The organism is Comamonas sp. 17RB, from assembly GCF_030056555.1.
Taxonomy (GTDB): domain Bacteria; phylum Pseudomonadota; class Gammaproteobacteria; order Burkholderiales; family Burkholderiaceae_C; genus Comamonas; species Comamonas terrigena.
The window spans coordinates 151,226-173,481 of record NZ_JASHHY010000009.1; the positions used below are offsets into that span (position 1 = coordinate 151,226).

Below are 22,256 nucleotides of genomic sequence, written 5' to 3' on the forward strand. Positions count from 1 at the left end.
GAGCAGCCTGCCCATGGTGCCCATGGCAGCAACTAATGACGGTTGAAACTTCGGGGGCGCGCAAGCGCACCCGTTCCACCTTCACGAAGGCGGTGCTCGCGTTAGCGGGCATCGCCCTTTTTATTTCCTTCCTCAGTCTGGGGACGTGGCAGGTGCAGCGGCGCGCATGGAAGCTCGATCTCATCGAGCGCATCGACCAGCGCGTGCATGCCCAGCCGGTGGCCGTGCCGGCACCGGCCGACTGGCCCCGGATCAGCAAGGAAACCCACGAATACCTGCCGGTGTCCGCGCAAGGCCAGTGGCTGGAAGGGCGCAGCGTGCTGACCCAGGCGGTGAGCGAACTGGGTGCCGGCTTCTGGCTGCTGACGCCGCTGCAGCAGGCCGATGGTTCCCAGGTGCTGGTGAACCGCGGTTTCGTGCCGACCGCAGAGCGCAAGGCGTTTGCCGACCGCATTGCGGCCGCTGCACCCGGTGCCGCCGCCGAGACGGTGGCCGTCACCGGCCTGCTGCGCCTGAGCGAGCCCAAGGGCGGCTTCATGCGCGAGAACGCTGCGGCCGAAGACCGCTGGCATTCGCGCGATGTGGCGGCCATTGCCGCTGCCAAGGGGCTGGCGCAGGCCGCGCCGTTCTTCATTGACCAGGGTCTGCCCGGCCAGCCTGTGGCCGAGAACCAGTGGCCCCGCCCCGGCATGACGGTGATCCAGTTCAGCAACACCCACGCGGTGTACGCGCTGACCTGGTACGGCCTGGCGCTGATGGTGCTGCTGGCCGCCTGGCTGGTGGTGCGCCATGAGCGCCGCGCGCGCGAGGACGCCGCGCCGTAAGCCAGTGGGCCGCCTGCGGCCTTGTACCGCCCTGCCGGGGGGATTCCCAACGGCAGGGTGGGTGGCAAGGGCACAGGCAGCGCTGCTTTTTGCAGTGTTGGCGCAATAGCCGTATGCACAGCGCCCCCAACCGGCACAGGGACAACGGGCGCTGGCGCACCTGGGCACAATCTCCTGGTGCTGTTTGCTGCCGAACCTTCCTCCTCCCGCGTTGAACGCAACACGGAACGCAAGAACCTGCGCCTGCTGATCCAGCTGCGCTGGCTGGCCGTGGTGGGGCAGGTCATCACCATTTCGCTGGTGCATTCGGGCATGGGCATTGCCTTGCCGCTGCTGCCCATGATGGCCGTGGTCTCGGCCCTGGCGCTGACCAATCTGGGCTATATGCTGTGGCTGCAGTGGCGCCCGGCCACCGTCACGCCCCGGGTGCTGTTCGGGGCCTTGCTGGCCGATGTGGTGGCCCTGGCGCTGCAGCTGTATCTGAGCGGGGGGGTGAACAACCCCTTCATCTACCTGTTCCTGCTACAGGTGATTCTGGGCACGGTGCTGCTGCGCCCGCAGTACGCCTGGGCCATGGTGGGCATCACCGCCGTCTGTGTGGTGGCGCTGGCATTTTGCTACCAGCCGCTGCCGGTGGTGCTGGGTGGCGGTTTGCCCAATCTGTACACCCTGGGCCTGCTGATCTGCTTTGCGCTGACCACCATCCTGATGGTGGTGTTCATCACCCAGGTGGTGTCCAACCTGCGCCAGCGCGACAGCCGCCTGGCCGACATGCGCCAGCGCGCCAGCGAGGAAGAGCACATCGTGCGCATGGGCCTGCTGGCCACCGGCGCTGCCCATGAGCTGGGCACGCCGCTGGCCACCATGTCGGTGATCCTGGGGGACTGGCAGCACATGCGCCAGGTGCGCGAGGATGCCGACATGATGGCCGATCTGGCCGAAATGCAGGAGCAGCTGCTGCGCTGCAAGGCCATCGTCAACGGCGTGCTGCTGTCGGCGGGCGAGACGCGGGCGGCCGGGCTGGAATCGACCACGCTGTTGCAGTTCCTGGAGCAGCTGGTGGCGCGCTGGCGCCAGCACCACGAGCCCGAGAAATTCTTCTTCACCCACCAGCTCGAACGTGATGTGCCCATCCTCTCGGATACCGCGCTGGAGCAGGTGATTTGCAATGTGCTGGACAATGCTTTCGAGGCATCGCCGCAGGAGGTGCACCTGCACCTGGAACGCAGCGACGACCAGCTGGAACTGGTGGTGCGCGACCTGGGCCCCGGCTTCACCGAGGCCATTCTGGCCAACCTGGGCAAGCCCTACCAGTCCACCAAGCAAGGCCGTCCGGGCCGGGGCGTAGGGCTGTTCCTGGTGGTGAACGTGGTGCGCTCCCTGGGCGGCAGCGTGCAGGCCGGCAACCGCATGCACGGCGGTGCCGAGGTGCGCATCCGCCTGCCGCTGGCATCCATCACTCTGGAGAACGACCATGGACACCCCACGCCAATTGCTGCTGGTTGAAGACGATGCCGCCTTCGCCCGTACGCTGGCGCGCTCGTTCGAGCGGCGTGGCTACCAGGTGATCCAGGCTTCCAGCGCGGAAGAGGTGGCCGAGCTGCTGCAGGTGCACCGCCCGCAGTATGCGGTGATGGACCTGAAGCTGGCGGGCAATGCCTCGGGCCTGAGCTGCGTGCAGATGCTGCACCAGCACAACCCCGAGGCGCTGATCGTGGTGCTGACGGGCTTTGCCAGCATTGCCACCGCCGTCGAAGCCGTGAAGCTGGGGGCCTGCCACTACCTGGCCAAGCCGTCCAACACCGACGACATCGAAGCCGCGTTCGGCCGCCTGGAAGGCGATGCCGAGGTGGAGCTGACGGCGCGGGCCACCAGCATCAAGACGCTGGAGTGGGAACATATCCACGAGACCCTGGCCGAGGTGGATTTCAACATCTCCGAAGCGGCACGCCGGCTGGGCATGCACCGCCGCACCCTCGCCCGCAAGCTGGAAAAACGCAGGGTGAGCTGAGGCTGCAGGTCTGCGCGTCGCAGCGTACAGCACAACAGCCCAGGTCGCCGCTGGGGCAATGCCGGTCTGCCCCGGTGGATCGGCCCGCCGGGAGGCGTTGGCGATCTGCCGCACAGCCCCCTGCCTGCGCGTTGACCACCCCGGTACAGAGACCGAAGCTGGCGGCCCACAAAAAAGCCCGCTGCGGCTGCAGCGGGCTGGGTGTCTGTCGGTCGGCGACCTTTTTTCGGTGTGTCAGTACACCGTGCCCACCAGATAGTGGTCGATCAGCAGGGCGGCAAACACGCCGCTGAGGTGGATCAGCGAGAAGCGGAAGGTCTTGCGTGCCAGCGCGTCGGAATAGTTCATCCACAGGCGCAGCGCATACCAGCTGAAACCCAGGCACAGCACGCTGGCCACGGCCAGGTAGAGCCAGCCACTCATGCCGAAGATGACGGGCAGCAGGCAGCCGGCAAACAGCACCAGCGTGTACAGCAGGATCTGCAGCTGGGTGTAGCGCGGGCCGTGGGTCACGGGCAGCATGGGCAGGCCGGACTTCTTGTAGTCTTCCACGCGGTACAGCGCCAGGGCCCAGAAGTGGGGCGGGGTCCACAGGAAGATGATCAGGAACAGGATCAGCGCTTCGGGGCCCACATCGCCGGTCATGGCGGCCCAGCCCAGCACCGGGGGCATGGCACCGGAGGCGCCGCCGATCACGATGTTCTGGGGGGTGGCGGGCTTGAGTACCACGGTATAGATCACGGCGTAGCCAATGAAGGTGGCCAATGTCAGCCACATGGTCAGCGTGTTGGTGAAGGCCAGCAGGATGGCCGCACCCACGGTGCACAGCAGGGCCGAGAAGGCCAGCGCCTGCTGCGGCGAGAGCTCACCCTTGGCCGTGGGGCGCCAGCTGGTGCGCTTCATCCGCGCATCGATATGGCGTTCCACCAGGCAGTTGAAGGCGGCGGCCGCGCCGGCCACCAGCCAGATGCCGATGCAGGCCACAGCCATGTGCACCCACTGGGCGGCGGTGGGCAGGCCGGGGACGGCCAGCACCATGCCGATGAAGGCGCAGAACACGATCAGCTGCACCACGCGGGGCTTGGTCAGGGCGTAGAACTGGGTCCACCGCGACGGGGAGGTAAGGACTTCGGCATTCATGCGCGAGCTCTCCGGGCGCCTTGGGGCGCATGCAAAACAGAAACAGAAGGGGCGGTGCGGGTGGCGGCCAGCGACCAGGTCAGCACCAGCACCAGGGCGGCGGCGCCGCCGGTGTGCAGCACGGCGGCCACCAGGGGCCAGTCCAGCACCACGTTCGACAACCCGGTGGCCACCTGCAGGGCCAGCAGGCCCAGCAGCCATTTGCGCTGCACGGCCAGTGCGGGCTGCTGACGCAGCTTCCAGGCCAGGGTCAGCAGGGCCACCACCACGGCATAGGCCAGCAGACGGTGGACGTAGTGGATGGCGGTCAACGCCTCGAAGTGGATGGGATTGCCATTGGCCTGCAGGCCCAGCGGGCGCCACAGTTCGAACGCCTGGCTGAAGTCCATGGCCGGCCACCAGCTGCCCTGGCACTGCGGGAAGGTGGTGCAGGCCAGCACGGCGTAGTTGGTGCTCACCCAGCCGCCCAGGGCCGCTTGCAGAAACACCAGGGCCAGGCAGGCCATGGCGCCGTGGCGCAGGGCGGCGGGCAGCGGGGCGGGTGGGGTGGCGTTGCCAAACTGCTGGTGGGCCACGGCCTGCACGCACAGCAGCATCAGCAGCACCGTGCCACCCAGCAGGTGCAGGGTGACGATGGCGGGGAAGAGCTTCATGGTCACCGTCAGCGCGCCGAATGCGCCCTGCAGGCAGACCCAGAACAGCGTGAACGAGGCCCAGGCCGGGTGCATGGCCCCGCGCAGCGGGCTGCGCAGGTGCTGGCGCCAGGCCAGCACGGTGAGGGCGATGATCAGCACACCCACGCCGGTGGCCAGGTAGCGGTGGATCATTTCCACCCAGGCCTTGCCATGGGTGACCGGGCCGGTGGGCATGGCCGTCTGGGCGGCGGTGATTTCGGCGTGTGCGCCCAACGGGCTGGCGTTGCCGTAGCAGCCGGGCCAGTCGGGGCAGCCCAGGCCGGAGTCGGTCAGCCGGGTGAAGGCGCCGAACAGCACCAGATCGAAGGTGAGGAACAGCGTGAGCACCGCCAGCGCCTGCCAGCGGCGCTGGGCCCCGGCATGCCGGTTGCGGCGCCAGACCCACAGCAGCGGCACCAGGGCGATGAGGGTGCCGAGCAGCATCAACTCCAGCACGGGTGCCAGATCGTAGAGTGCCTGCTCGGTCATCAATGCTCCTTGCCTGATAGCTACAACTGCAGGTGGTTCAGACCTGCAGCACGAAATTCGCCCTGGCCGGCCAGCGGTCCAGGGTGGCCGGTGAGGGCCGGGGTGGGTGTCGCAGAGAAAGGTGGCATGCACCCATCATGGCGTGGGCCCGACAGGCTGTGTGCTGGGGGCAACCCCGCCACGGCCGCACCTTCTGGGACGAAGGTGGTGGCAACCCGGACACGGCAAAGCCGCACCATCCACGGCACGGCGGCACCAAAAAACTGCGCGTTGTTTGATGTGTCGCAATTTTACCGGGCTGCATTGGTGCTTGGTGTGGGCGTGGACAATCTGTCCACACCGGCGCCCTCGAAAAAGGGACTCCACGGTGCGGTCCGGCGCATGCGCCCAGGCCGCAGCGGCCCATGCCGTGGCGGTGCGGCGGCGGTTTCTGGAGCAGGTTGTCGAAGAGGGGTTGAAAAAATCTTTTCAACCAGGCGGGGCGCCATCCCTGAGACAACGCAAGCAGGGCCGCGCGGTATGCGCGGATTGAAAAAATCTTTGCAACCCGTTGGGTGCCGCACACCGGACTGCGTCCTGGTGTTCCACCCGCCACCGTCGCAGGATGCGCCGCAGCTGCGCGTGCGCGCAGCGCCAGGGTCAGCGCTTGCCCAGCGCGTCCTTGATCTTCTGGTCGGTCTTGTACTGGCTCAGCGCGTAGACGGCCCAGATGGCCGCAGGAATCCAGCCGATCACCGTGATCTGCAGGATCAGGCACAGCAGGCCGGAAAACGGACGGCCGATGGTGAAGAACACGGAGAAAGGCAGCAGCAGGGCCAGAAGCAGTCGCATGGCGTATTCAGTCGGGTCGAAAGGGCAAAGGCGGCCGCAGGGTGCGGCCACCGCTGTGCATTATCGGCAGCGGCGGGGTGCGCCGCCGGCGCAAGGTCATCCCTGGGCGGTGTCCCAGGCGGTGCCTACCTGCGCGGCCTGCATGCAGGCGTAGAGCTGGGTGCCGCCATGGTTGGCGCCGGGCCAGACCTGGTAGCTGCAGTCCAGACCGCGCACGGCCGCCAGGGCCGCAGGCAGATCGGCCGTGTTGCCCAGGCCCAGCGCACGCGCTGCCTGGGCGGCGGCTTCGCGCTCGGGATTGGCCGGGCGGTTGGCAGGGCGGCGGCCGGCCAGCTCTTCGCTGCCCTGGCTCAGGTGCAGGCTCAGGGCGCCGGGCAGCGCCTGGCCCTGCTGGCCGTAGCGCGCAATGAAGCGCTGGCATTCCTGCACCACCACCCCATCGCCCCACCACAGCGAGGGGCTGGCCGCCACATGGCGCTGGAACATGCCGGGGCGCGTGAACAGGGCGTGCAGCGTGCACAGTCCGCCATAGGAGTGGCCGACCAGGGTCTGCCGCTGGGGATGGATGGGTAGGGCGGCGCGCAGCAGCGGTTGCAGCTGCTGGGTGATGAAGTCCAGGAACACATCGGCCCCGCCCTGGGCGCGGCCCTGGCTGTCGGGTCCCACGCCGTCGTACGGCAGGGTGTAGTCGTAGGTGCGGGCGGTGCGGTCGTGCACCTCGCCACTGTGCTCCGGCAGTGCGTGGCCCAGGCCCACGACGATGGCGCTGCCGCTGCGCATCTCGGGTCCACGCGCACTGCGGTTGTGCACCAGCTGGGCGATGAAGGGGAACATCAGATTCCCGTCCAGCACATAGATCACCGGCCAGCCGCCAGCCGGTGCCGTGCCCTCCGGGACATACACCAGCACGCGGTGCTGGCGTGCAGCGTTGCTGCCCGGCAGCGGGGCGGCCGGCAGGTCGAAGCTGCGCACCCCCGGCATGGACCAGGGCTGCCAGTGTTGCGCGTTGGACGAAGGCGTCATGGATGCTGTCGATTCCCCCTGGGTGGCACAGCCCGCCAAGGCCAGGGCCGGGGCGGCGAGGGCACCGGTGAGCCAGTCACGGCGGGAAGGGGTATACGGGCTGGAGGCAGGCAGTTCAGACATGGAGAGCGATCACGGCAAGAGCGAAATACGGGCGCACGGCAGCAGAGGCCGTGCATCCGTTCGAGTGTAGTTGATATTCATTCGCAATAAGAGCGGCGGGCGATGGCGCTGCAGGTGGAGCGACAGCGCGGCGGTACGCCTCTGCAGCGGGCATGCCGTGTGCGCCAGCGACCATGCCGGCGCTGCCCGGACCCGTCGCCCAGGCGGTTGGACGCTGCGGCCCCGGCGGGCATACTCAGGCGCTTGTGATAAGGAGTTTCCAAACATGACCACTTTCACCCTGAGCAGTCCCGACATTCCCGCTGGCGGCAGCGTGCCCGCCCACTTCGAGGCCGATGTGTTCGGCTGCGGCGGTCGCAACGAATCGCCTGTGCTGCAGTGGACCGGTGCCCCGGCGGACGCCCAGAGCTTTGCCGTGACCGTGTACGACCCGGACGCGCCCACCGGCAGCGGCTGGTGGCACTGGCTGGTGGTGGACCTGCCGGCAAGCACCAGCGAACTCTCGGCCAATGCCGGCGCCAAGGGCAGCAGCACCTTGCCCGCTGGCGCGCGCCAGATGCGCAACGACTATGGCTCCTTTGCCTGGGGCGGCATGTGCCCCCCGCCCGGTGACAAGCCGCACCGCTACATCTTTACCGTGCACGCGCTGTCCGTGCCCAAGCTGGACATCCCGGACGACGCCACGGCCGCGCTGACCGGCTTCATGGTCAACGCCACCACCATCGCCAAGGCGTCGTTCACCTCGACCTACGCCCGTCCGGCGTAAGGGATCGGTTCAGCCGCCCTGCACCGGGCGGCCCATGGCAGACGGCCGGGCTGGTGGATCCATCCCGGCTGTTTTTTTGTGCGTGGTGCACGCCGGGTGGCGGCCGCTCGCGTTCAGCTGAAGACTTCGTCGCGGGCGCTGTCGGCCAGGTGGGAGACATCGCCCCAGCCGACCAGGCTCAGGCCGCCCGGGGTCCACAGCAGGCGGTTGATGGCGGCGTTGCCGAGCTCCCAGGTGCGCGGGGCCTGCAGGTCCTGGTGGGTGGCCAGGCGGTACAGAACGTCCATCACGCCGCCGTGCGCCACCAGCGCAATCTGGCCGCCGGTGTGCTGGGCGGCCAGCCGCTCCACCGTGTGCTGGATGCGGCTTTTCAGCATGGCCAGCGATTCGCCCCCGCCATCGGGCACGAAGTCCGGGTCGCGTTTGCGCCAGCGCAGCGCCTGCTCGGGCTGCTCGGCCTCGATTTCCTTGAAGGTGCGGCCTTCGAAGCTGCCGAAGCAGCGTTCGCGCAGACCGCTGTCCAGCACCAGGGGGGCACCGGTGGTGCCGGCCACGGCCTGGGCCGTGGTCTGGGCGCGGGCCAGGTCGCTGCTGTAGATGGCGTCCAGCCGTTCGCCCGCCAGTGCCTCGCCGGCGCGTGCCGCCTGCCACAGGCCGATGTCGTTGAGCGGAATGTCCAGGTGGCCCTGGATGCGGGCGTCCACGTTCCAGGCGGTTTCGCCGTGGCGGATGGCAATGATGCGGGTGGCTTGCATGCGGAAAAGCCCTGGCACACAGCAGGCTGCGCCGAGGCGGGAAAACCAAGGATCGGTGCGCACCCGCAAGGGTGGCCCGGCGTTCGGCCCATGGGCCTGTCAAACCATTGTCACGCAAAAGCGGCAGGGGGGCTGCGGTCGCGGTTTTGCTGCACTGCATGAGCGAGCGCCGTGTAGGGAAATAGCCCGCATGCAGACCTTTCCGCTAGCCTTGTCTGACATCTGTGGCGGCGCTGCCAGCCTTCGTGGCCTGCGATGCTGTCAGCCGGTGGTCAGCTTGCACGGATGGCACGGCTGCCAAGCCTGCTACAAATAAAAAAGCGTGCAGCGGCCTAGGGAAACTCCCAAAAGCTAACTACTAATTCGAATAAAAAACAAGATATAACATCGTTCTGGTTATATGTTGCACTGGCCGGGTACGCATCTTGCTGCCGGCTGCATTCCCTCTCGACTGCCCGTTGCGGGCACTGACCTTTCTCGGAGACTTCCATGACCTTGAAGACCCTGGGCACTGCCCTGCTGGCCGCTGGCCTGTTGACTTCGGTGGGCCTGGCCCAAGCGGACACCGTGCGCTGGGCACGTTCGGCCGACGTGACCACGCTGGACCCCCATGTGTTCAACACCGGCACCAACTTCGTGCTGATGCACCAGATGTATGAAACGCTGGTGAACCGCAGCGCCGACGGCAAGCTGGAGCCCACGCTGGCACTGTCGTGGAAGATGACCAGCGACCCCAGCGTGTGGGAGTTCAAGCTGCGTCCGAACGTGAAATTCCATGACGGCACGCCGTTCACCGCCAAGGATGTGGTGTTCTCGCTGAACCGTGCCCGGGGCCCGAATGCGCAGGTGAAGTCGCTGCTGGCTTCGGTCGAAGACATCAAGGCCGTGGACGACCTGACGGTGCACGTGAAGACCAAGGGCCCCAACCTGATCTTCCCGAACAACCTGACCAATCTGTTCATCATGAGCGAGAAGTGGTCCAAGGACAACGGCGCCGTGGATACGCAGGACGCCACCAGCAAGACCGAAAACGGTGCCACGCGCGCCGTCAACGGCACCGGCCCCTATGTGCTGGCCAGCCGCGAAGTCGATTCCAAGACGGTGATGAAGCTCAACCCCAACTACTGGGGCAAGGGCAAGGCCCCGCTGCAGGTGACCGAGCTGGTCTATCTGCCCATCAAGTCGCCCGCCACCCGTGTGGCCGCGCTGCTGTCGGGTGAGGTCGACTTTGCGCAGGACATTCCTGCGCAGGACGTGGCGCGCCTGAAGCAGGACAGCAAGCTGCGCATCAACGAAGGTCCGGAAAACCGTTCCATCTTCCTGGGCCTGAACGTGGGTGCGCCCGAGCTCAAGAGCAGCAATGTGAAGGGCAAGAACCCGTTTGCCGACCCCAAGGTGCGCCAGGCGGTGGAGCTGGCCATCGACCGCGACGCCATCAAGCGCTCTGTGATGCGCGGCCTGTCCATCCCTTCGGGCGTGATGGCGCCGTCGTTCGTGAATGGCTATGAAAAGGCCATGGCCGCCTATCCCAAGGCGGATGTGGCCAAGGCCAAGGCCCTGCTGGCCGAAGCCGGCTACCCCAACGGCTTTACCGTCACGCTGCACACTCCCAACGACCGCTATGTGAACGATGAAGCCATCAGCACGGCCGTGGCCGGTTTCCTGGGCCGCATCGGCATCAAGACCGAAGTCTCGGCCCGTCCCATCGCCATGCACAGCGTGGGCATCGTGAAGGCGGAAAGCGACTTCTACCTGTACGGCTGGGGCGTTCCCACTTATGACTCGGCCTATATCTTCGACTTCCTGGTCGCCACCCGCGGCAAGGAAGGCCGTGGCGCCCAGAATGCCACGCACTACAGCAATGCCGAGCTGGACAACAAGATCATCTCGCTCTCGTCCGAAAGCGACAAGGCCAAGCGCGATGCCACGATCAAGCAGATCTGGGACGTGGTGCAGAAGGAGCGTTTCTACATTCCGCTGCATGACCAGGTGATCCACTTCGCGTCGGTCAAGAAGATCAACGTGCCGGTGCACCCTGACAACGTGCTGCACTTCAAAGACGTCAAGTTCGTGAAGTAAAAGTCTATGCTGGTCCATCTGCTGCGCAGGCTGGGCCAGTCAGTCTTGGTACTGCTGGCCGTCTCCTTTATTTCCTTCATGGTGTTCCGCCACATCGGCGATCCCACCATCAGCCTGCTGGGCGAGGACGCAACGCTCGAAGAGCGCGAAGCGCTCACCGAAGAGCTGGGTTTCAACAAGTCCGTTCCCCTGCAGTACCTGCACTATGTGGGCAAGGTGCTGCAGGGCGATCTGGGCATTTCCTACCGGCTCAAGCGGCCGGTGGCCGACATCATTGCCGAGCGCCTGCCCGCCACGCTGGAGCTGGCGCTGACCGCCGCGGTCTTTGCGCTGCTCATCGGTGTGGTGCTGGGGGTGTACACCGCGCTGCGGCGCGAGGGTTTCTTCAGCCGCGCCATCATGACGGTGTCGCTGGTGGGGGTGTCGCTGCCCACCTTCCTGATCGGCATCGGCCTGATCTACCTGTTCGCGGTGGAGCTGCGCTGGCTGCCCTCGTTCGGACGGGGCGAGACGGTGAGGATCGGCGGCTGGGAAACCGGGCTGCTGACCGCCTCTGGCCTAGCGGCCATCATCATGCCCGCCATCACGCTGGGCTTCTACAACATGACCTTGATCATGCGGCTGGTGCGGGCCGAGATGCTGGAGGTGCTGCGCTCCGACTACATCCGCTTCGGCCGTGCACGCGGCCTGAAAGAGAAGGATCTGTATTTCGGCCATGCGCTGCGCAACACGCTGATTCCCGTCATCACCATTGCCGGTCTGCAGATCGGCTCGCTGATCGCCTTTGCCATCGTCACCGAAACCGTATTCCAGTGGCCGGGCGTGGGCCTGCTGTTCATTTCCTCCATCCAGGGCGTGGACGTGCCCTTGATCGCCGCCTACCTGATGTTCATTGCGCTGCTGTACGTGGTGATCAATCTGCTGGTGGACTTTTTGTACGTGCTGGTGGACCCCCGCCTGCGAAAGAAATAAGGGGGCAGCATGACTGACACCGTGAAACAAGAAGTGGCGCAGCCGCTGCCGCGCGGCTGGAAGGCCAGCGATTCGCCGGTCAAGCGCGCCTTTGCCAAGTCGCGCCTGGTGCAGGTGGCCTGCGGCACGCTGCTGCTGATCGTGCTGGCCACCATCTTTGCGCCTTTGCTGGCCTGGCAGAACCCGTTCGATCCGGCCAACCTGGATTTGATGGATGCCTTCACCGCCCCCTGGAGCCAGGGCATGGGCGAGGCCTTCTACCCATTGGGCGCGGACGACCAGGGCCGCGATGTGTTCAGCGCCATCCTGTATGGCCTGCGCATGTCGGTCTTTGTGGGCGTGTCCGCCGTGGCGCTGTCGCTGATCATCGGCGTGCCGCTGGGGCTGATCGCCGGCTACGCCGGTGGCTGGTTCGACACGCTGTTGATGCGCATTGCCGACATCCAGCTCACCTTCCCGGTGATCCTGGTGGCCCTGCTGATCTTCGGCATTGCCCGCGGCCTGCTGCCCGAGGGCTACCGCGACGATATGGCGGTGTTCGTGATCATCGTAGCGATTGGCCTGTCCGACTGGGTGCAGTACGCCCGGACCGTGCGCGGTGCGGTGATGGTGGAAAAGCAGAAGGACTATGTGCTGGCCGCCCAGCTGATCGGTCGTTCGCAGACCGCCATCCTGACCAAGCACATCCTGCCCAACCTGCTGGCGCCGATCCTGGTGATCGCGACCATCAGCTTTGCCCACGCCATCGTGGCGGAATCCACGCTGTCCTATCTGGGCGTGGGCTTGCCGCCCACTTCGCCTTCGCTGGGGACCTTGATCCGCATCGGCCAGGGCTTTCTGTTCTCGGGGGAGTGGTGGATCCTGCTGTTCCCCTCGCTGGTGCTGCTGGCACTGGCGCTGTCCGTCAACCTGGTCGGCGACTGGCTGCGTGACGCCCTGAACCCCAAGCTGCAATGACCATGACCACTGACACCATCCCTACCGTGCCTGACGGTGATGTGCCCGTGCTGCGGGTGCGCAACCTCAGCGTCACCTTCGATACCTACAAGGGCCCGGTGCATGTGCTGCACGACGTGTCCTTCGACATTGCGCGCGGCGAAATCCTGGGCGTGGTGGGCGAATCGGGCGCGGGCAAGTCCATGACCGGCTCGGCCGTCACCGGCTTGATCGAGTCGCCGGGCCGCATCTCCGGCGGCACGGTCGAGCTGTTCGGCCAGCGCATCGACCAGCTCACCGGCGAAGACCTGCGGCGCATCCGCGGCAAGCGCATCGGCACCATCTTCCAGGACCCGCTGACCAGCCTGAACCCGGTCTACACCGTGGGCCGGCACCTGGTGGAAACCATCCGCACCCATTTGCCCGTCAGCGAGAAAGAGGCCGAGGCCCGCGCGCTGGCGCTGCTGGAGGAAGTGGAGATTCCCCATGCCAAGGAACGCCTGGCGCAGTACCCGCACCAGTTTTCCGGCGGCATGCGCCAGCGGGTGGCGATTGCGCTGGCGCTGTGCGCCGAGCCCGAGCTGATCATTGCCGACGAGCCCACCACGGCGCTCGACGTGTCCGTGCAGGCGCAGATCATTGCCTTGCTGCGCAAGGTCTGCAAGGAGCGCGGTGCTGCGGCCATGCTGATCACCCACGACATGGGCGTGATCGCCGAGACGGCCGACCGCGTGATGGTGATGTACCAGGGCCGCGTGCTGGAAACCGGCCCGGTGCGCCAGGTGCTGGATGCGCCGCACGAGCCCTACACCCAGGTGCTGATGGCGGCCATCCCCAGCGTGCACCAGCGCGTGATGCGTCTGCCGGTGCCCGAAGTGGGCGGCGGACCCGTGCCGGCCGCCGTGCCGTGGACACCCAAGGCGAGCGCTGCCGATACCGTGGGCGCGAATGTAAAGCCGCTGCTGGAGGTGCAGAACCTGGGCAAGGACTACGACCTGTCCAGCGGCTGGCTGGCCCGGCTGCTGGCGCGCGAGGAGAAGAAGATTCTCAAGGCCGTGGACGGTGTGTCCTTCAACATCCGCAAGGGCACGACGTTTGGCCTGGTGGGCGAGTCTGGCTCGGGTAAGTCCACCGTGGCACGCATGGTGGCGGGGCTGACGCCGCCCACGCGCGGCACCATCCTGTTCGACGGCGTGGACAAATGGAGCCCCGCGGCACAGACCGTGGCCATGCGCCGGCGCTTCCAGATGATCTTCCAGGATCCGTATGCCAGCCTGAACCCGCGCTGGACGGTGGAGGAGCTGATTGCCGAGCCGCTGCAGGTGCTGGGTATCACCCGCAGTCCGGACGAAACGGCAGCGCGTGTGCAGGAGGCGCTGCGCCGCGTGCGCATGAAGCCGGACGACGCCAAGAAGTACCCGCACCAGTTTTCCGGTGGGCAACGCCAGCGCATCGCCGTGGCGCGTGCCCTGGCCAGCCAGCCGGAATTCATCATCTGCGACGAGCCCACGTCCGCGTTGGACGTGTCGGTGCAGGCCCAGGTGCTGAACCTGATGCGCGATCTGCAGGACGAGTTCGGCCTGACCTATCTGCTCATCAGCCACAACCTGGCCGTCATCCGCCACATGTGCGACGACATCGGCGTGATGCAGCGCGGTAAGCTGGTGGAAGCCGGTGAGGCCGCGGCTGTGCTCGACGCCCCGCAGCATGCCTACACCCGCGAACTGATGGCGGCGATTCCGGACATTGCCCACGTGCATGCCTGAACCTGGTGCCCGTCATGGACGGGCACCGCTGCCAGCCCCCTCCAACGAGGCTCCGGCCTGCGGCTGCAGCGCCGCGCGGGTCAGTCCTGTGCGCTGTCCTGTGTGGCGGCGGCCCCGGGGTGGACGAGCTGCGTGCGCAGCGTGGTCAGGATTTCTTCGGACAGCGCCGGGTTGCCGGCCGCCGTGGCGCGCGCCAGCACCAGTGCGCCCACCATGCTGGACAGCATGGTGATGGTGCGTGCGCGTTCCTCGGGCGTGGCAGGACGTTGGTCGCGTGCGCTGGCAGACATCAGGGCGCGTGCAAAGCGCTGGATGTTCTGTTCCACCCCCTGGGCAAACACCGCTGACATCTCCGGCCCGGCGCGGGCCGCATCCACGGCCAGCGCCGCAGCAGGGCAGCCGTTGCCAGGGTGGTCGCGGTGGGTGGTGGACAGGTAGCTGTCCACCAGGGACTGCAGCAGCTGCTCGGGCCCGGCGTCAGCGCGCGGTGTGTCCAGCGCCTCCAACGGCGTGATGGTCCAGTCGAAGGCCCGCAGGCAGGCCTCGCGCGCCAAGGCATCCTTGGATTCGAAATGGCGGTACAGCCCGCCGTGGGTCAGGCCGACGTCGCGGGTGATGTCGGCCACGCCAACGCCGGCCAGGCCGTGCTCCCGGTACAGGCGGGCGGCGGCATCGACGATGCCGGCGCGGTTCTCTGCAGCTTGTGCCTTGGATACTTTCATGGTTTTAGATGATGCTAATCATCAAAACAATTATGATGATGCCTCTCATCATAAGTGCCGGGCCTCCCGGCTGCCTACCATGAAGCAGTTTTCCCTCTCCATTGCCCTCCCGTTTGTGGCGCCGATGCTGGCCGGAGGCCAGGCATGAGCCGCCGCGTCGTGATTACCGGCCTGGGGCTGGTCTCGCCCCTGGGCTGTGGCGTGGAGCTGGCCTGGCAGCGTCTGCAGGCCGGGCAGTCCGGCATCCGTGCGCTGGATGCGGCCGTGTGCGACGGCATCGACACCCGCATCGGCGGGCGCGTCCCGGGTCTGGAAGAAGACCCCGAAGGAGGCTGGAACGCCGATGCCGTGGTGTCGGCCAAGGACCAGCGGCGCATGGACCGTTTCATCACGTTCGCCCTCGGGGCGGCGGACCAGGCGCTGGCCCAGGCCGGCTGGCACCCGCAGGACGAGGCGGCGCGGCAGCGCACGGCCACGGTGATTGCATCCGGCATTGGCGGCTTCGGGGCGATTGCCGACGCCGTGCGCACCACCGACACCCGGGGACCGGGGCGGTTGTCGCCCTTCACGGTGCCGTCGTTCCTGGTGAACCTGGCGGCCGGTCATGTGTCGATACGCCATGGTTTCAAGGGACCGATTGGCGCGCCTGTCACCGCCTGTGCGGCCAGCATCCAGGCCGTGGGCGATGCGGCGCGGCTGATCCGGGCGGGCGAGGCCGATGTGGCCCTGTGCGGCGGCAGCGAAGCCTGTATCGACCGGGTCAGCCTGGGCGGCTTTGCGGCAGCCAAGGCGCTGTCCAGCGGCTTCAACGACCAGCCCGACAGGGCGTCGCGCCCCTTCGATGCAGCACGGGACGGCTTTGTGATGGGCGAGGGCGCCGGCATGCTGGTGCTGGAATCGCTGGGGCATGCACTGGCCCGTGGTGCCCAGCCGCTGGCCGAAGTGCTGGGCTACGGCACCTCGGCCGACGCCTACCACATCACCGCCGGCCCCGAGAGCGGGGAAGGTGCGTTGCGGGCCATGCAGGCGGCGCTGGCCCAGGCCGGTCTGCAGCCTGAGCAGATCCAGCACCTGAACGCCCATGCCACGTCCACCCCGGTAGGGGACCGGGGCGAGCTGGCGGCCATCCGGACCCTGTTTGGCGCCGCCATGGCGCAAGGCCAGGGGCCAGCCATCACTGCCACCAAGTCCGCCATCGGGCATTTGCTGGGTGCGGCAGGGGGCGTGGCCAGTGTGTTCACCGTGCTCGCGCTGCGCGATCAGACCGTGCCGCCGCTGCTGAATCTGGCGCAGCCCGATGCCTGGGCCGAAGGCATGGACCTGGTGCGTGGCCAGGCACGGCCGGTGGCCATGGCACATGCGCTGCTCAACGGTTTTGGCTTTGGCGGTGTCAATGCCTCGCTGGTGCTGGGGCACTACCCGGCCTGAGCCCCGGCTCGGTACACGGCCATGAAAAAAGGCTTGCCGTAGGGCAAGCCTTTGGTTCCTCTGGCCCCATCCGGCAGCGCTGGCGCAGCGGTCTGCGCCAGTGCGCCGAGATTCAGAGCAGCGACTGGGCGTGGTCCAGCACAAAGTCGCAGGCCTTTTCCTTCACATTGCTCTTGACCTTGTCCAGGCTGAAGCTCTTACCGTCCGAGCCGGTGACCATGCCCATCAGACCGTTCTGGTAGCCCTGGTCCTTGGGCTCTTCCTTCTGGCCCAGGCCCAGCTTGCCCAGCAGCTGGTCTTTCACCTGGCTGGCCTTGTCGGCGTTCAGGTAGTTGTTCTTCATGCAGTAGGTGATCACGCCGGCGGCGTTGCTGGCCGTGCCCGATCCGGTCAGGCCGCCCAGCCCCAGGGCCGACAGTCCGGCCGCACTGCCGGTGCTGCCGCTGTTGCTGCCCAGCAGCCCGCCCAGACCGGAACTGCTGCCTTCGCTGGCTGTACTGCCCGAGCCACTTCCCAGCTTGGAGGCGCCGTCGCGCAGTGCATCGCCCCAGCCGGCGGCCTGGGCGGGCAAGGTGGCGGCGGCGAGGGCGGCGAGGGCGGCGGTCAGCAAGGCGGTGGCAAATGCGGTTTTCATGGTGTGTCCTTTGCAGCAGCGCCCGGCAAGGTGGTGGGAGCGGAAGCTCGGCGCGGGCAAGGACTGCAAGGTAGCACGCTGCCACGGCGACGGCATGCCGCAAATGTGGAAGATTGCAACGCCGTTGTCACAGTTTGTGAACCCCCGCGCGCGTCGGCGCCCTGGCACGCCAGGGCGGGGCGCAGCGACGGGCGGCCCCGGACGGCCGCCGCTCAGTCGAGCAGGGCCGCCACTTCCTGGGGGGTGAGGTAGCGCTGGAACTCCACATGCGGATCCTGGGCGGCGTGGCAGGCGCTGGTGAAACCGGACCAGCGGCGGCTGCAGCCGCCTTCGCTATCCAGCGCGATCAGCACGCGCAGGCCCTGGCGGGAGGCAAAGCTGCGCAACGGGGCCTCGCCCCAGGCCCAGGCCATGGGGTTGACCAGCTGGCCCCCGGCATAGGCCGTGGCCTGCAGCCACTGGAAGGCCGCAGTGTCCGAATCGGCGGTGTCCTCGTCGTCCCCATCGCCGTCTACATCGCTGTCCATATCGGCAGTCGGGGCACCATCGGATGCATCGGATACAGCGTTCGCGGCGTCCCAGATCTCCGGGCGCACGCGCAGTGCCTGGCCGTGGTGGCGGATCAGCCGCTGCAGCATTGAAAACGCATGAAAGCCGTTGTTGGCGGCATGCACGCGGGCGATGAAGCCCGTGCCCGATGCTGGCAGCACCACGGCCAGCGCGTCCTCGTAGCTGATGTCGGCAGCCAGCACCAGGTAATACAGCTGCTCGAAGGGCAGGCTGTCGCTGCGGTGCAGGGTGGCCAGCAGTGCTTGCAGTGCGCTGTGGGCCAGAAAATCGGCATGGTTGCGGCGTTCGCGCAGCACCATGGTCATCAGCGGCAGCACCAGCAGGTCGGCTGCCTGGTGCAGCAGCTCCACTTCCCAGCGCTGGTCGCGGGGGACGGCGGCCATCTGTGCCTGAGCATCTTCCCAGGCCTGCAGCGCCGCGGGGTCGGGGGGCTCCGTGTCGTCCTCTTCCACCGCTTCGGCGCAGTAGGGCTGCAGCTGCTGCAGCCAGCGGTGCAGCAGGTCCAGGGCCACCGGGAACAGCACGCGCGGGTCGGCATCGTCTTCCACCAGGGTGCCGCACATCAGGGCCAGCATGGCCGCGCGCTGGGGCGGCAGCTTGGGCAGCAGGGTGGCGCAGCCTTGCAGGATGGATGCGGTGTGCAAGGGGTCGCGGGCCCGCTGGTAGAGCGTGGCCAGCGCGGGCCGGGCGAAGAAGGTGGCGATGGTTTCCTGTGCATCGGCGCAGGTCAGGGGCTGGCGCAGCAGGGCCAGCAGATCGGCGGGGAAGTCGGCGGTGTCCAGAGGCATGGCGGTGGATGGTAGCCGAGTGCGTGGCCTGCGCCGCGCAACCGTGCGGCTGGTGGCGCCTCCTGCTGGCGCCGCCGGCAGCGATCACGCAGGCCGCAACTGGCCGCGCAGGTCGATGCGCAGCCTGCGCGGCCCCTGGGTCGGCTGCGGGGCGTGCAGCGCCTGCTGCATCAGGCCCGCCAGGGTGCGGGCCACGGCCGGGTGTTGCTGCAGGTGGGCGGCCACGCGGTGGTCGGCCCCTTCCAGCACGATGTGCTGCAGGCGGGCGCCGGCGGCATCGGCCAGGGCGCTGAACACCTCGGCGGGGATGGGGCTCCACACGGTGTGGTGGCTGCCGTCGGCCCGCTGCAGCGTGGTCTCTCCGGCGGCCCGGCCGGCGGGGGCACCGTGGGCCGTGGCCTGCAGGCCGTCCCATTCGCCCTGGATCAGCAGCAGCCGGCCAGCAAAGCGGCGCACAAAGTCCAGCGAGCGCGACTGCAGAAAGCCGAAGGGGGTGGAAATCGCCTCCCGGAACGGGGCGCCGAAGTGCGTGGCGCTCCAGGCGGCTTCCGGGTACAGCGCAGGGCCGCACAGGGCCAGCACCTGCACCTGGTCGGCATGGTGTTCGGCCACGCGCATGGCCAGTGCGCCGCCCATGCTGGAACCGTAGACCATGCGCAGCTGCGGTCCCAGGCGTGCGGCAAAGCGCAGCGCTTCCTGCAGGTTGTGGGCCAGCGATGTCTGCTCCACCGGCATTGGTGAATCCGGCCCGTGGCCCGACAGGCTGGGGGCCAGGCTGCCCACGCCCAGCTGCTGCAGCGGCGCGAGCAGGCCGTTCAGGCGCTGCAGATTGGAGCGCGCACCGTGCAGGGCCAGCAGCGGGCAGTCGGCTGCCGCCCCGGCGGGACGCAGCTGACCGGGCAGGCGGTAGCCCGCAAATGCTTCGGAACAGGCGGTGGTGTCAGCCGTCAGGGCGTCCGGGGCCTCATCGGCCTGCTGTGCGCCGCGCGCGTTCACGGCGTGCTGCGCGGCGCAGTGGCGGGCGTGGCACCTGCCGGTGTGGCGGCCGGCGCCGCCGTGGCGGGAGCCCCGGTTGCCCCCGGGGCCTGGTTGGCTGGCAGCTGCTGGATGGTGGAGCGCACCGCGCGGTCGCCCTGGGGCGGATGGGGGAAGCCGGTCAGCGCAGCGTCAAACAGTACGCTGTAGATCACGCGGTCGTCGGTCCAGACCTCGTCGTAGGCGGCCGAGGTCTCGTAGACGATTTTCTGGGTCTGCTGGTCGCGCATCACCAGCTTGACGGAGCGGTAGTACACCATGGGGGGGGCGTCCATCATCCAGCTCATGCCCATGCCGCCGCCCCAGCGGCCGCCATAGCCCAGGCCCCAGCCAAACATCGGGCCGGGCGGCCCGTAGTACGGCCAGTTGTTGGCCCGGCCATAGCTGGCTGCAGCCATCACCTGGACCACCAGCTTGGCCTTGCCCGGGGTTTCGTCGCGGGTCAGGCCCACGCGCTGCAGCGACTGTTCCGCCTGGCGCTCGATCAGTGCAAAGCTTTGCTGCTGGGCCATGGAAGGCAGCAGCTCCATGCGGTAGGTGGGGGGCACGGGCAACTGGGCCAGCGTGGAGTAGCTGCTGACACTGCTGGTGATCTCGCGCGGGCCGGAGGCGCAGCCGGCCAGCGCCAGTGCGGCGGCTGCGACGGCGGCCAGTGCCAGGCGGCGGGATGTCAAAAGGTGGTGCGACATAGAAAGCTCCCGGTCGGTGCGGCGGCCGTGCAGGCCGCCTTCATGCAGATTGTGACCCGTTTGTGGCCCGGCAAGTTCCGGGCTGCTGCGCAGGCGCGGGCCGACGGGCACAAAAAAGCCCCGCAGAGCGGGGCTGGATGCCGGGGCAGGCGCGGGCCTGCCCAGAGGGCACAGGGCGGTCAGCCCAGCTGCACCACCTGCAGGCCGCCGGGCAGGGCGGAGGCGGTCGGCAGCTCTTCGTGGTCGAAAGCCATGTCGCCATTCGGGTCGGCAATGCCGGTGGCCTTGGCGTCCTTGAAGTTGTGCAGCTGGGGATCCATCATGTGCGTGGTCACGATGTTGCCCATGGCGCGGAACATGCTCTCGATGCGGCCGGGGAATTTCTTGTCCCACTCGCGCAGCATCTCGCCGATGGCCACGCGCTGCAGGCCGTCCTGGCTGCCGCAGAGGTTGCAGGGGATGATGGGGAAGTTCTGGTACTGCGCCCAGCGGGTGGTGTCCTTCTCGGGCACATAGGCCATGGGGCGGATCACCACATGCTTGCCGTCGTCGCTGACCAGCTTCGGGGGCATGCCCTTCATGCGGCCGCCGTAGAACATGTTCAGCATCAGCGTCTGCACGATGTCGTCGCGGTGGTGGCCCAGCGCCACCTTGGTGCAGCCCAGCTCGTCGGCCACCTTGTACAGAATGGCGCGGCGCAGGCGCGAGCATAGGCCGCAGGTGGTCTTGCCCTCGGGCACCACGCGCTTGACCACGCTGTAGGTGTCCTGGGTTTCGATGTGGTAGTCCACACCGATGGACTTGAAGTACTCGGGCAGGATGTGGTCGGGGAAGCCGGGCTGCTTCTGGTCCAGGTTCACGGCCACCAGGTCGAACTTCACCGGCGCGCGCTTTTGCAGCTTGCGCAGGATGTCCAGCAGCGTGTAGCTGTCCTTGCCGCCGGACATGCAGACCATGATCTTGTCGCCTTCTTCAATCATGTTGAAGTCGGTGATGGCCTTGCCCACTTCGCGGCACAGGCGCTTTTCCAGCTTGATCTGTTCGCGTTCGATCTTGATCTTGCCGGGCTTGGCGTCGGCGGCGGTGGTTTCGTCTGCCGCGGGTTCTTCGGCAATCCAGGGGTTGTCAGTCACAGCATTCATGGGGTTCACCATTGTCCGGTTTCGATGCGAATGGCCACTTCGCAGTCGTCAAAAATTTCCAGTTTCGCAATCTTCACGCGCACGCCGTACACGCCGGGCAGCAGCATCAGGCGCTGGGCCAGCTTACCGATCAGGCTTTCGAGCAGGTTCACATGCTCGGCGGTGCACTCGTCGATGATGATCTGGCGCACCTTGCGGTAGTCCAGCACATGGGTGATGTCATCGTCCTGCGGGCGCAGCGGCTGGGGGCCCAGGTTCAGCTCCGCGTCCACCTGAATCGGCTGGGGCGCGGTTTTCTCGTGGGCCAGAATGCCCAGATTGGCGTTGAAACGCAGGCCGGTGAGGGTCAGCGTCTGGCTGCCTGTCGCAGCGTGGGTCATGGTTGTGCTTCGGTTAAAAGCGCTGCGGCGTTCGGGCGCAGACGGAAAGTCTCCACGCCCACGGCTTCGCAGTCGGGGTATACATCGGGTTTGCTGGTGGCCACGCGGGCGGCCACCACACCGGGGTGGGCCAGCAGCGCGTCCAGGATGGCATCGCCCAGGGTTTCCTGCAGCCCGATGTGTCCCTGGCCCACGGCCCGGTGCACCACCTGGCGCACAAAGTCGTAGTCCACCACTTCCTCGATGGCATCGCGCTGTGGCGTGCTGGTGTGCAGCGGCACGTACAGATCGATGTCAAAGCGCATGCGCTGGGGCGCTTCGCGTTCGAAACCGTGGATGCCGATGGACGCCTGCACCTGCAGGCCGCGCAGAAACAGCCGGCGGCATTGTGCCAGCAAGGCGGAAACAGCGTGCGGGCTGGGAAATGGCGAGGTCATGGGGAAATGGTAAAAAAGTGGGCGTGGGTGCCTCTGGCGGTG

22 protein-coding genes are annotated in these 22,256 nt (G+C 67.4%); 9 read left to right on the forward strand and 13 right to left on the reverse strand.

From position 1 onward, the window contains the following. Nucleotides 1-35: 35 nt before the first annotated feature. From QM470_RS16950 to QM470_RS16960, 3 genes are all read left to right on the forward strand, one after another. The gene (locus QM470_RS16950) at nucleotides 36-824 is read left to right on the forward strand and encodes an SURF1 family protein (RefSeq protein ID WP_283340069.1); all 789 of its coding nucleotides are present in this window, start codon (nucleotides 36-38) and stop codon (nucleotides 822-824) included. A 177-nt stretch (nucleotides 825-1,001) separates the two neighbouring features. Further along, a complete protein-coding gene (locus QM470_RS16955; protein ID WP_227657834.1) occupies nucleotides 1,002-2,330 on the forward strand; it encodes an ATP-binding protein in 1,329 nt (442 codons plus the stop codon). Beyond that, nucleotides 2,299-2,835, forward strand: a complete 537-nt coding sequence (locus QM470_RS16960; RefSeq protein ID WP_218334183.1) for a response regulator transcription factor — start codon at nucleotides 2,299-2,301, stop codon at nucleotides 2,833-2,835. Before QM470_RS16955 ends, QM470_RS16960 begins: the two co-directional genes overlap by 32 nt. Nucleotides 2,836-3,069: 234 nt before the next feature. Here the strand turns inward: QM470_RS16960 and cyoE are convergent, their stop codons facing one another. The 4 genes from cyoE to QM470_RS16980 all read right to left on the reverse strand — a co-directional run bounded on the left by cyoE (nucleotide 3,070) and on the right by QM470_RS16980 (nucleotide 7,115). Next, nucleotides 3,070-3,975 (reverse strand): heme o synthase, encoded by a 906-nt coding sequence (cyoE, locus tag QM470_RS16965; protein WP_066541085.1) that lies wholly within the window; start codon nucleotides 3,973-3,975, stop codon nucleotides 3,070-3,072. Then, on the reverse strand, nucleotides 3,972-5,138 hold the full coding sequence (locus QM470_RS16970; RefSeq protein WP_280012463.1) for a COX15/CtaA family protein: 1,167 nt from the start codon (nucleotides 5,136-5,138) through the stop codon (nucleotides 3,972-3,974). The genes cyoE and QM470_RS16970 overlap by 4 nt, the downstream gene beginning before the upstream one ends. Before the next feature lie 639 nt (nucleotides 5,139-5,777). Further along, nucleotides 5,778-5,969: a YqaE/Pmp3 family membrane protein gene (locus QM470_RS16975; protein ID WP_066541081.1), complete on the reverse strand. Its 192-nt coding sequence runs from the start codon at nucleotides 5,967-5,969 to the stop codon at nucleotides 5,778-5,780. A gap of 96 nt (nucleotides 5,970-6,065) precedes the next feature. After that, the gene (locus QM470_RS16980) at nucleotides 6,066-7,115 is read right to left on the reverse strand and encodes an alpha/beta hydrolase (protein WP_283340072.1); all 1,050 of its coding nucleotides are present in this window, start codon (nucleotides 7,113-7,115) and stop codon (nucleotides 6,066-6,068) included. A gap of 265 nt (nucleotides 7,116-7,380) precedes the next feature. Here QM470_RS16980 and QM470_RS16985 point away from each other — a divergent pair, with 265 nt between their 5' ends. After that, complete coding sequence (locus QM470_RS16985; RefSeq protein ID WP_283340073.1) at nucleotides 7,381-7,881, forward strand: YbhB/YbcL family Raf kinase inhibitor-like protein; 501 nt, start codon at nucleotides 7,381-7,383, stop codon at nucleotides 7,879-7,881. A 113-nt stretch (nucleotides 7,882-7,994) separates the two neighbouring features. Here QM470_RS16985 and QM470_RS16990 read toward each other — a convergent pair whose 3' ends face one another. After that, complete coding sequence (locus QM470_RS16990; protein WP_066541073.1) at nucleotides 7,995-8,636, reverse strand: histidine phosphatase family protein; 642 nt, start codon at nucleotides 8,634-8,636, stop codon at nucleotides 7,995-7,997. 489 nt (nucleotides 8,637-9,125) lie between these two features. On the opposite strand from QM470_RS16990, the gene QM470_RS16995 reads away from it, so the two are divergent. The 4 genes from QM470_RS16995 to QM470_RS17010 are packed head-to-tail and all read left to right on the forward strand — an operon-like array spanning nucleotide 9,126 to nucleotide 14,389. Then, complete coding sequence (locus tag QM470_RS16995) at nucleotides 9,126-10,715, forward strand: ABC transporter substrate-binding protein (RefSeq protein WP_066541070.1); 1,590 nt, start codon at nucleotides 9,126-9,128, stop codon at nucleotides 10,713-10,715. A 6-nt stretch (nucleotides 10,716-10,721) separates the two neighbouring features. Next, the gene (locus QM470_RS17000) at nucleotides 10,722-11,687 is read left to right on the forward strand and encodes an ABC transporter permease (RefSeq protein WP_283340075.1); all 966 of its coding nucleotides are present in this window, start codon (nucleotides 10,722-10,724) and stop codon (nucleotides 11,685-11,687) included. Nucleotides 11,688-11,696: 9 nt separating this feature from the next. Next, nucleotides 11,697-12,644: an ABC transporter permease gene (locus QM470_RS17005; protein ID WP_066541067.1), complete on the forward strand. Its 948-nt coding sequence runs from the start codon at nucleotides 11,697-11,699 to the stop codon at nucleotides 12,642-12,644. Nucleotides 12,645-12,646: 2 nt separating this feature from the next. After that, nucleotides 12,647-14,389 (forward strand): ABC transporter ATP-binding protein, encoded by a 1,743-nt coding sequence (locus tag QM470_RS17010; RefSeq protein ID WP_283340077.1) that lies wholly within the window; start codon nucleotides 12,647-12,649, stop codon nucleotides 14,387-14,389. Between the two features lie 80 nt (nucleotides 14,390-14,469). On the opposite strand, the gene QM470_RS17015 is transcribed toward QM470_RS17010, so the two are convergent. Next, nucleotides 14,470-15,111, reverse strand: a complete 642-nt coding sequence (locus QM470_RS17015) for a TetR/AcrR family transcriptional regulator (protein WP_283340079.1) — start codon at nucleotides 15,109-15,111, stop codon at nucleotides 14,470-14,472. Nucleotides 15,112-15,255: 144 nt separating this feature from the next. On the opposite strand from QM470_RS17015, the gene fabF reads away from it, so the two are divergent. Continuing rightward, complete coding sequence (gene fabF / locus QM470_RS17020) at nucleotides 15,256-16,539, forward strand: beta-ketoacyl-ACP synthase II (RefSeq protein WP_283340080.1); 1,284 nt, start codon at nucleotides 15,256-15,258, stop codon at nucleotides 16,537-16,539. 112 nt (nucleotides 16,540-16,651) lie between these two features. Here fabF and QM470_RS17025 read toward each other — a convergent pair whose 3' ends face one another. From QM470_RS17025 to QM470_RS17055, 7 genes are all read right to left on the reverse strand, one after another. Next, complete coding sequence (locus QM470_RS17025; RefSeq protein WP_283340081.1) at nucleotides 16,652-17,173, reverse strand: YjjA family protein; 522 nt, start codon at nucleotides 17,171-17,173, stop codon at nucleotides 16,652-16,654. A 212-nt stretch (nucleotides 17,174-17,385) separates the two neighbouring features. Continuing rightward, a complete protein-coding gene (locus QM470_RS17030; protein ID WP_283340082.1) occupies nucleotides 17,386-18,531 on the reverse strand; it encodes a hypothetical protein in 1,146 nt (381 codons plus the stop codon). An 84-nt stretch (nucleotides 18,532-18,615) separates the two neighbouring features. Then, nucleotides 18,616-19,527: an alpha/beta hydrolase gene (locus QM470_RS17035; protein ID WP_283340083.1), complete on the reverse strand. Its 912-nt coding sequence runs from the start codon at nucleotides 19,525-19,527 to the stop codon at nucleotides 18,616-18,618. After that, the gene (locus QM470_RS17040) at nucleotides 19,524-20,255 is read right to left on the reverse strand and encodes a DUF4136 domain-containing protein (protein ID WP_283340084.1); all 732 of its coding nucleotides are present in this window, start codon (nucleotides 20,253-20,255) and stop codon (nucleotides 19,524-19,526) included. Before QM470_RS17040 ends, QM470_RS17035 begins: the two co-directional genes overlap by 4 nt. A 179-nt stretch (nucleotides 20,256-20,434) precedes the next feature. Continuing rightward, nucleotides 20,435-21,397: a tRNA 2-thiocytidine(32) synthetase TtcA gene (gene ttcA / locus QM470_RS17045; protein ID WP_370626162.1), complete on the reverse strand. Its 963-nt coding sequence runs from the start codon at nucleotides 21,395-21,397 to the stop codon at nucleotides 20,435-20,437. Nucleotides 21,398-21,402: 5 nt separating this feature from the next. Then, a complete protein-coding gene (locus QM470_RS17050; RefSeq protein ID WP_066541042.1) occupies nucleotides 21,403-21,777 on the reverse strand; it encodes a dihydroneopterin aldolase in 375 nt (124 codons plus the stop codon). Next, nucleotides 21,774-22,214, reverse strand: coding sequence for a dihydroneopterin aldolase (locus tag QM470_RS17055; RefSeq protein ID WP_283340085.1), 441 nt, complete (start codon nucleotides 22,212-22,214; stop codon nucleotides 21,774-21,776). Before QM470_RS17055 ends, QM470_RS17050 begins: the two co-directional genes overlap by 4 nt. Nucleotides 22,215-22,256: the final 42 nt, after the last annotated feature.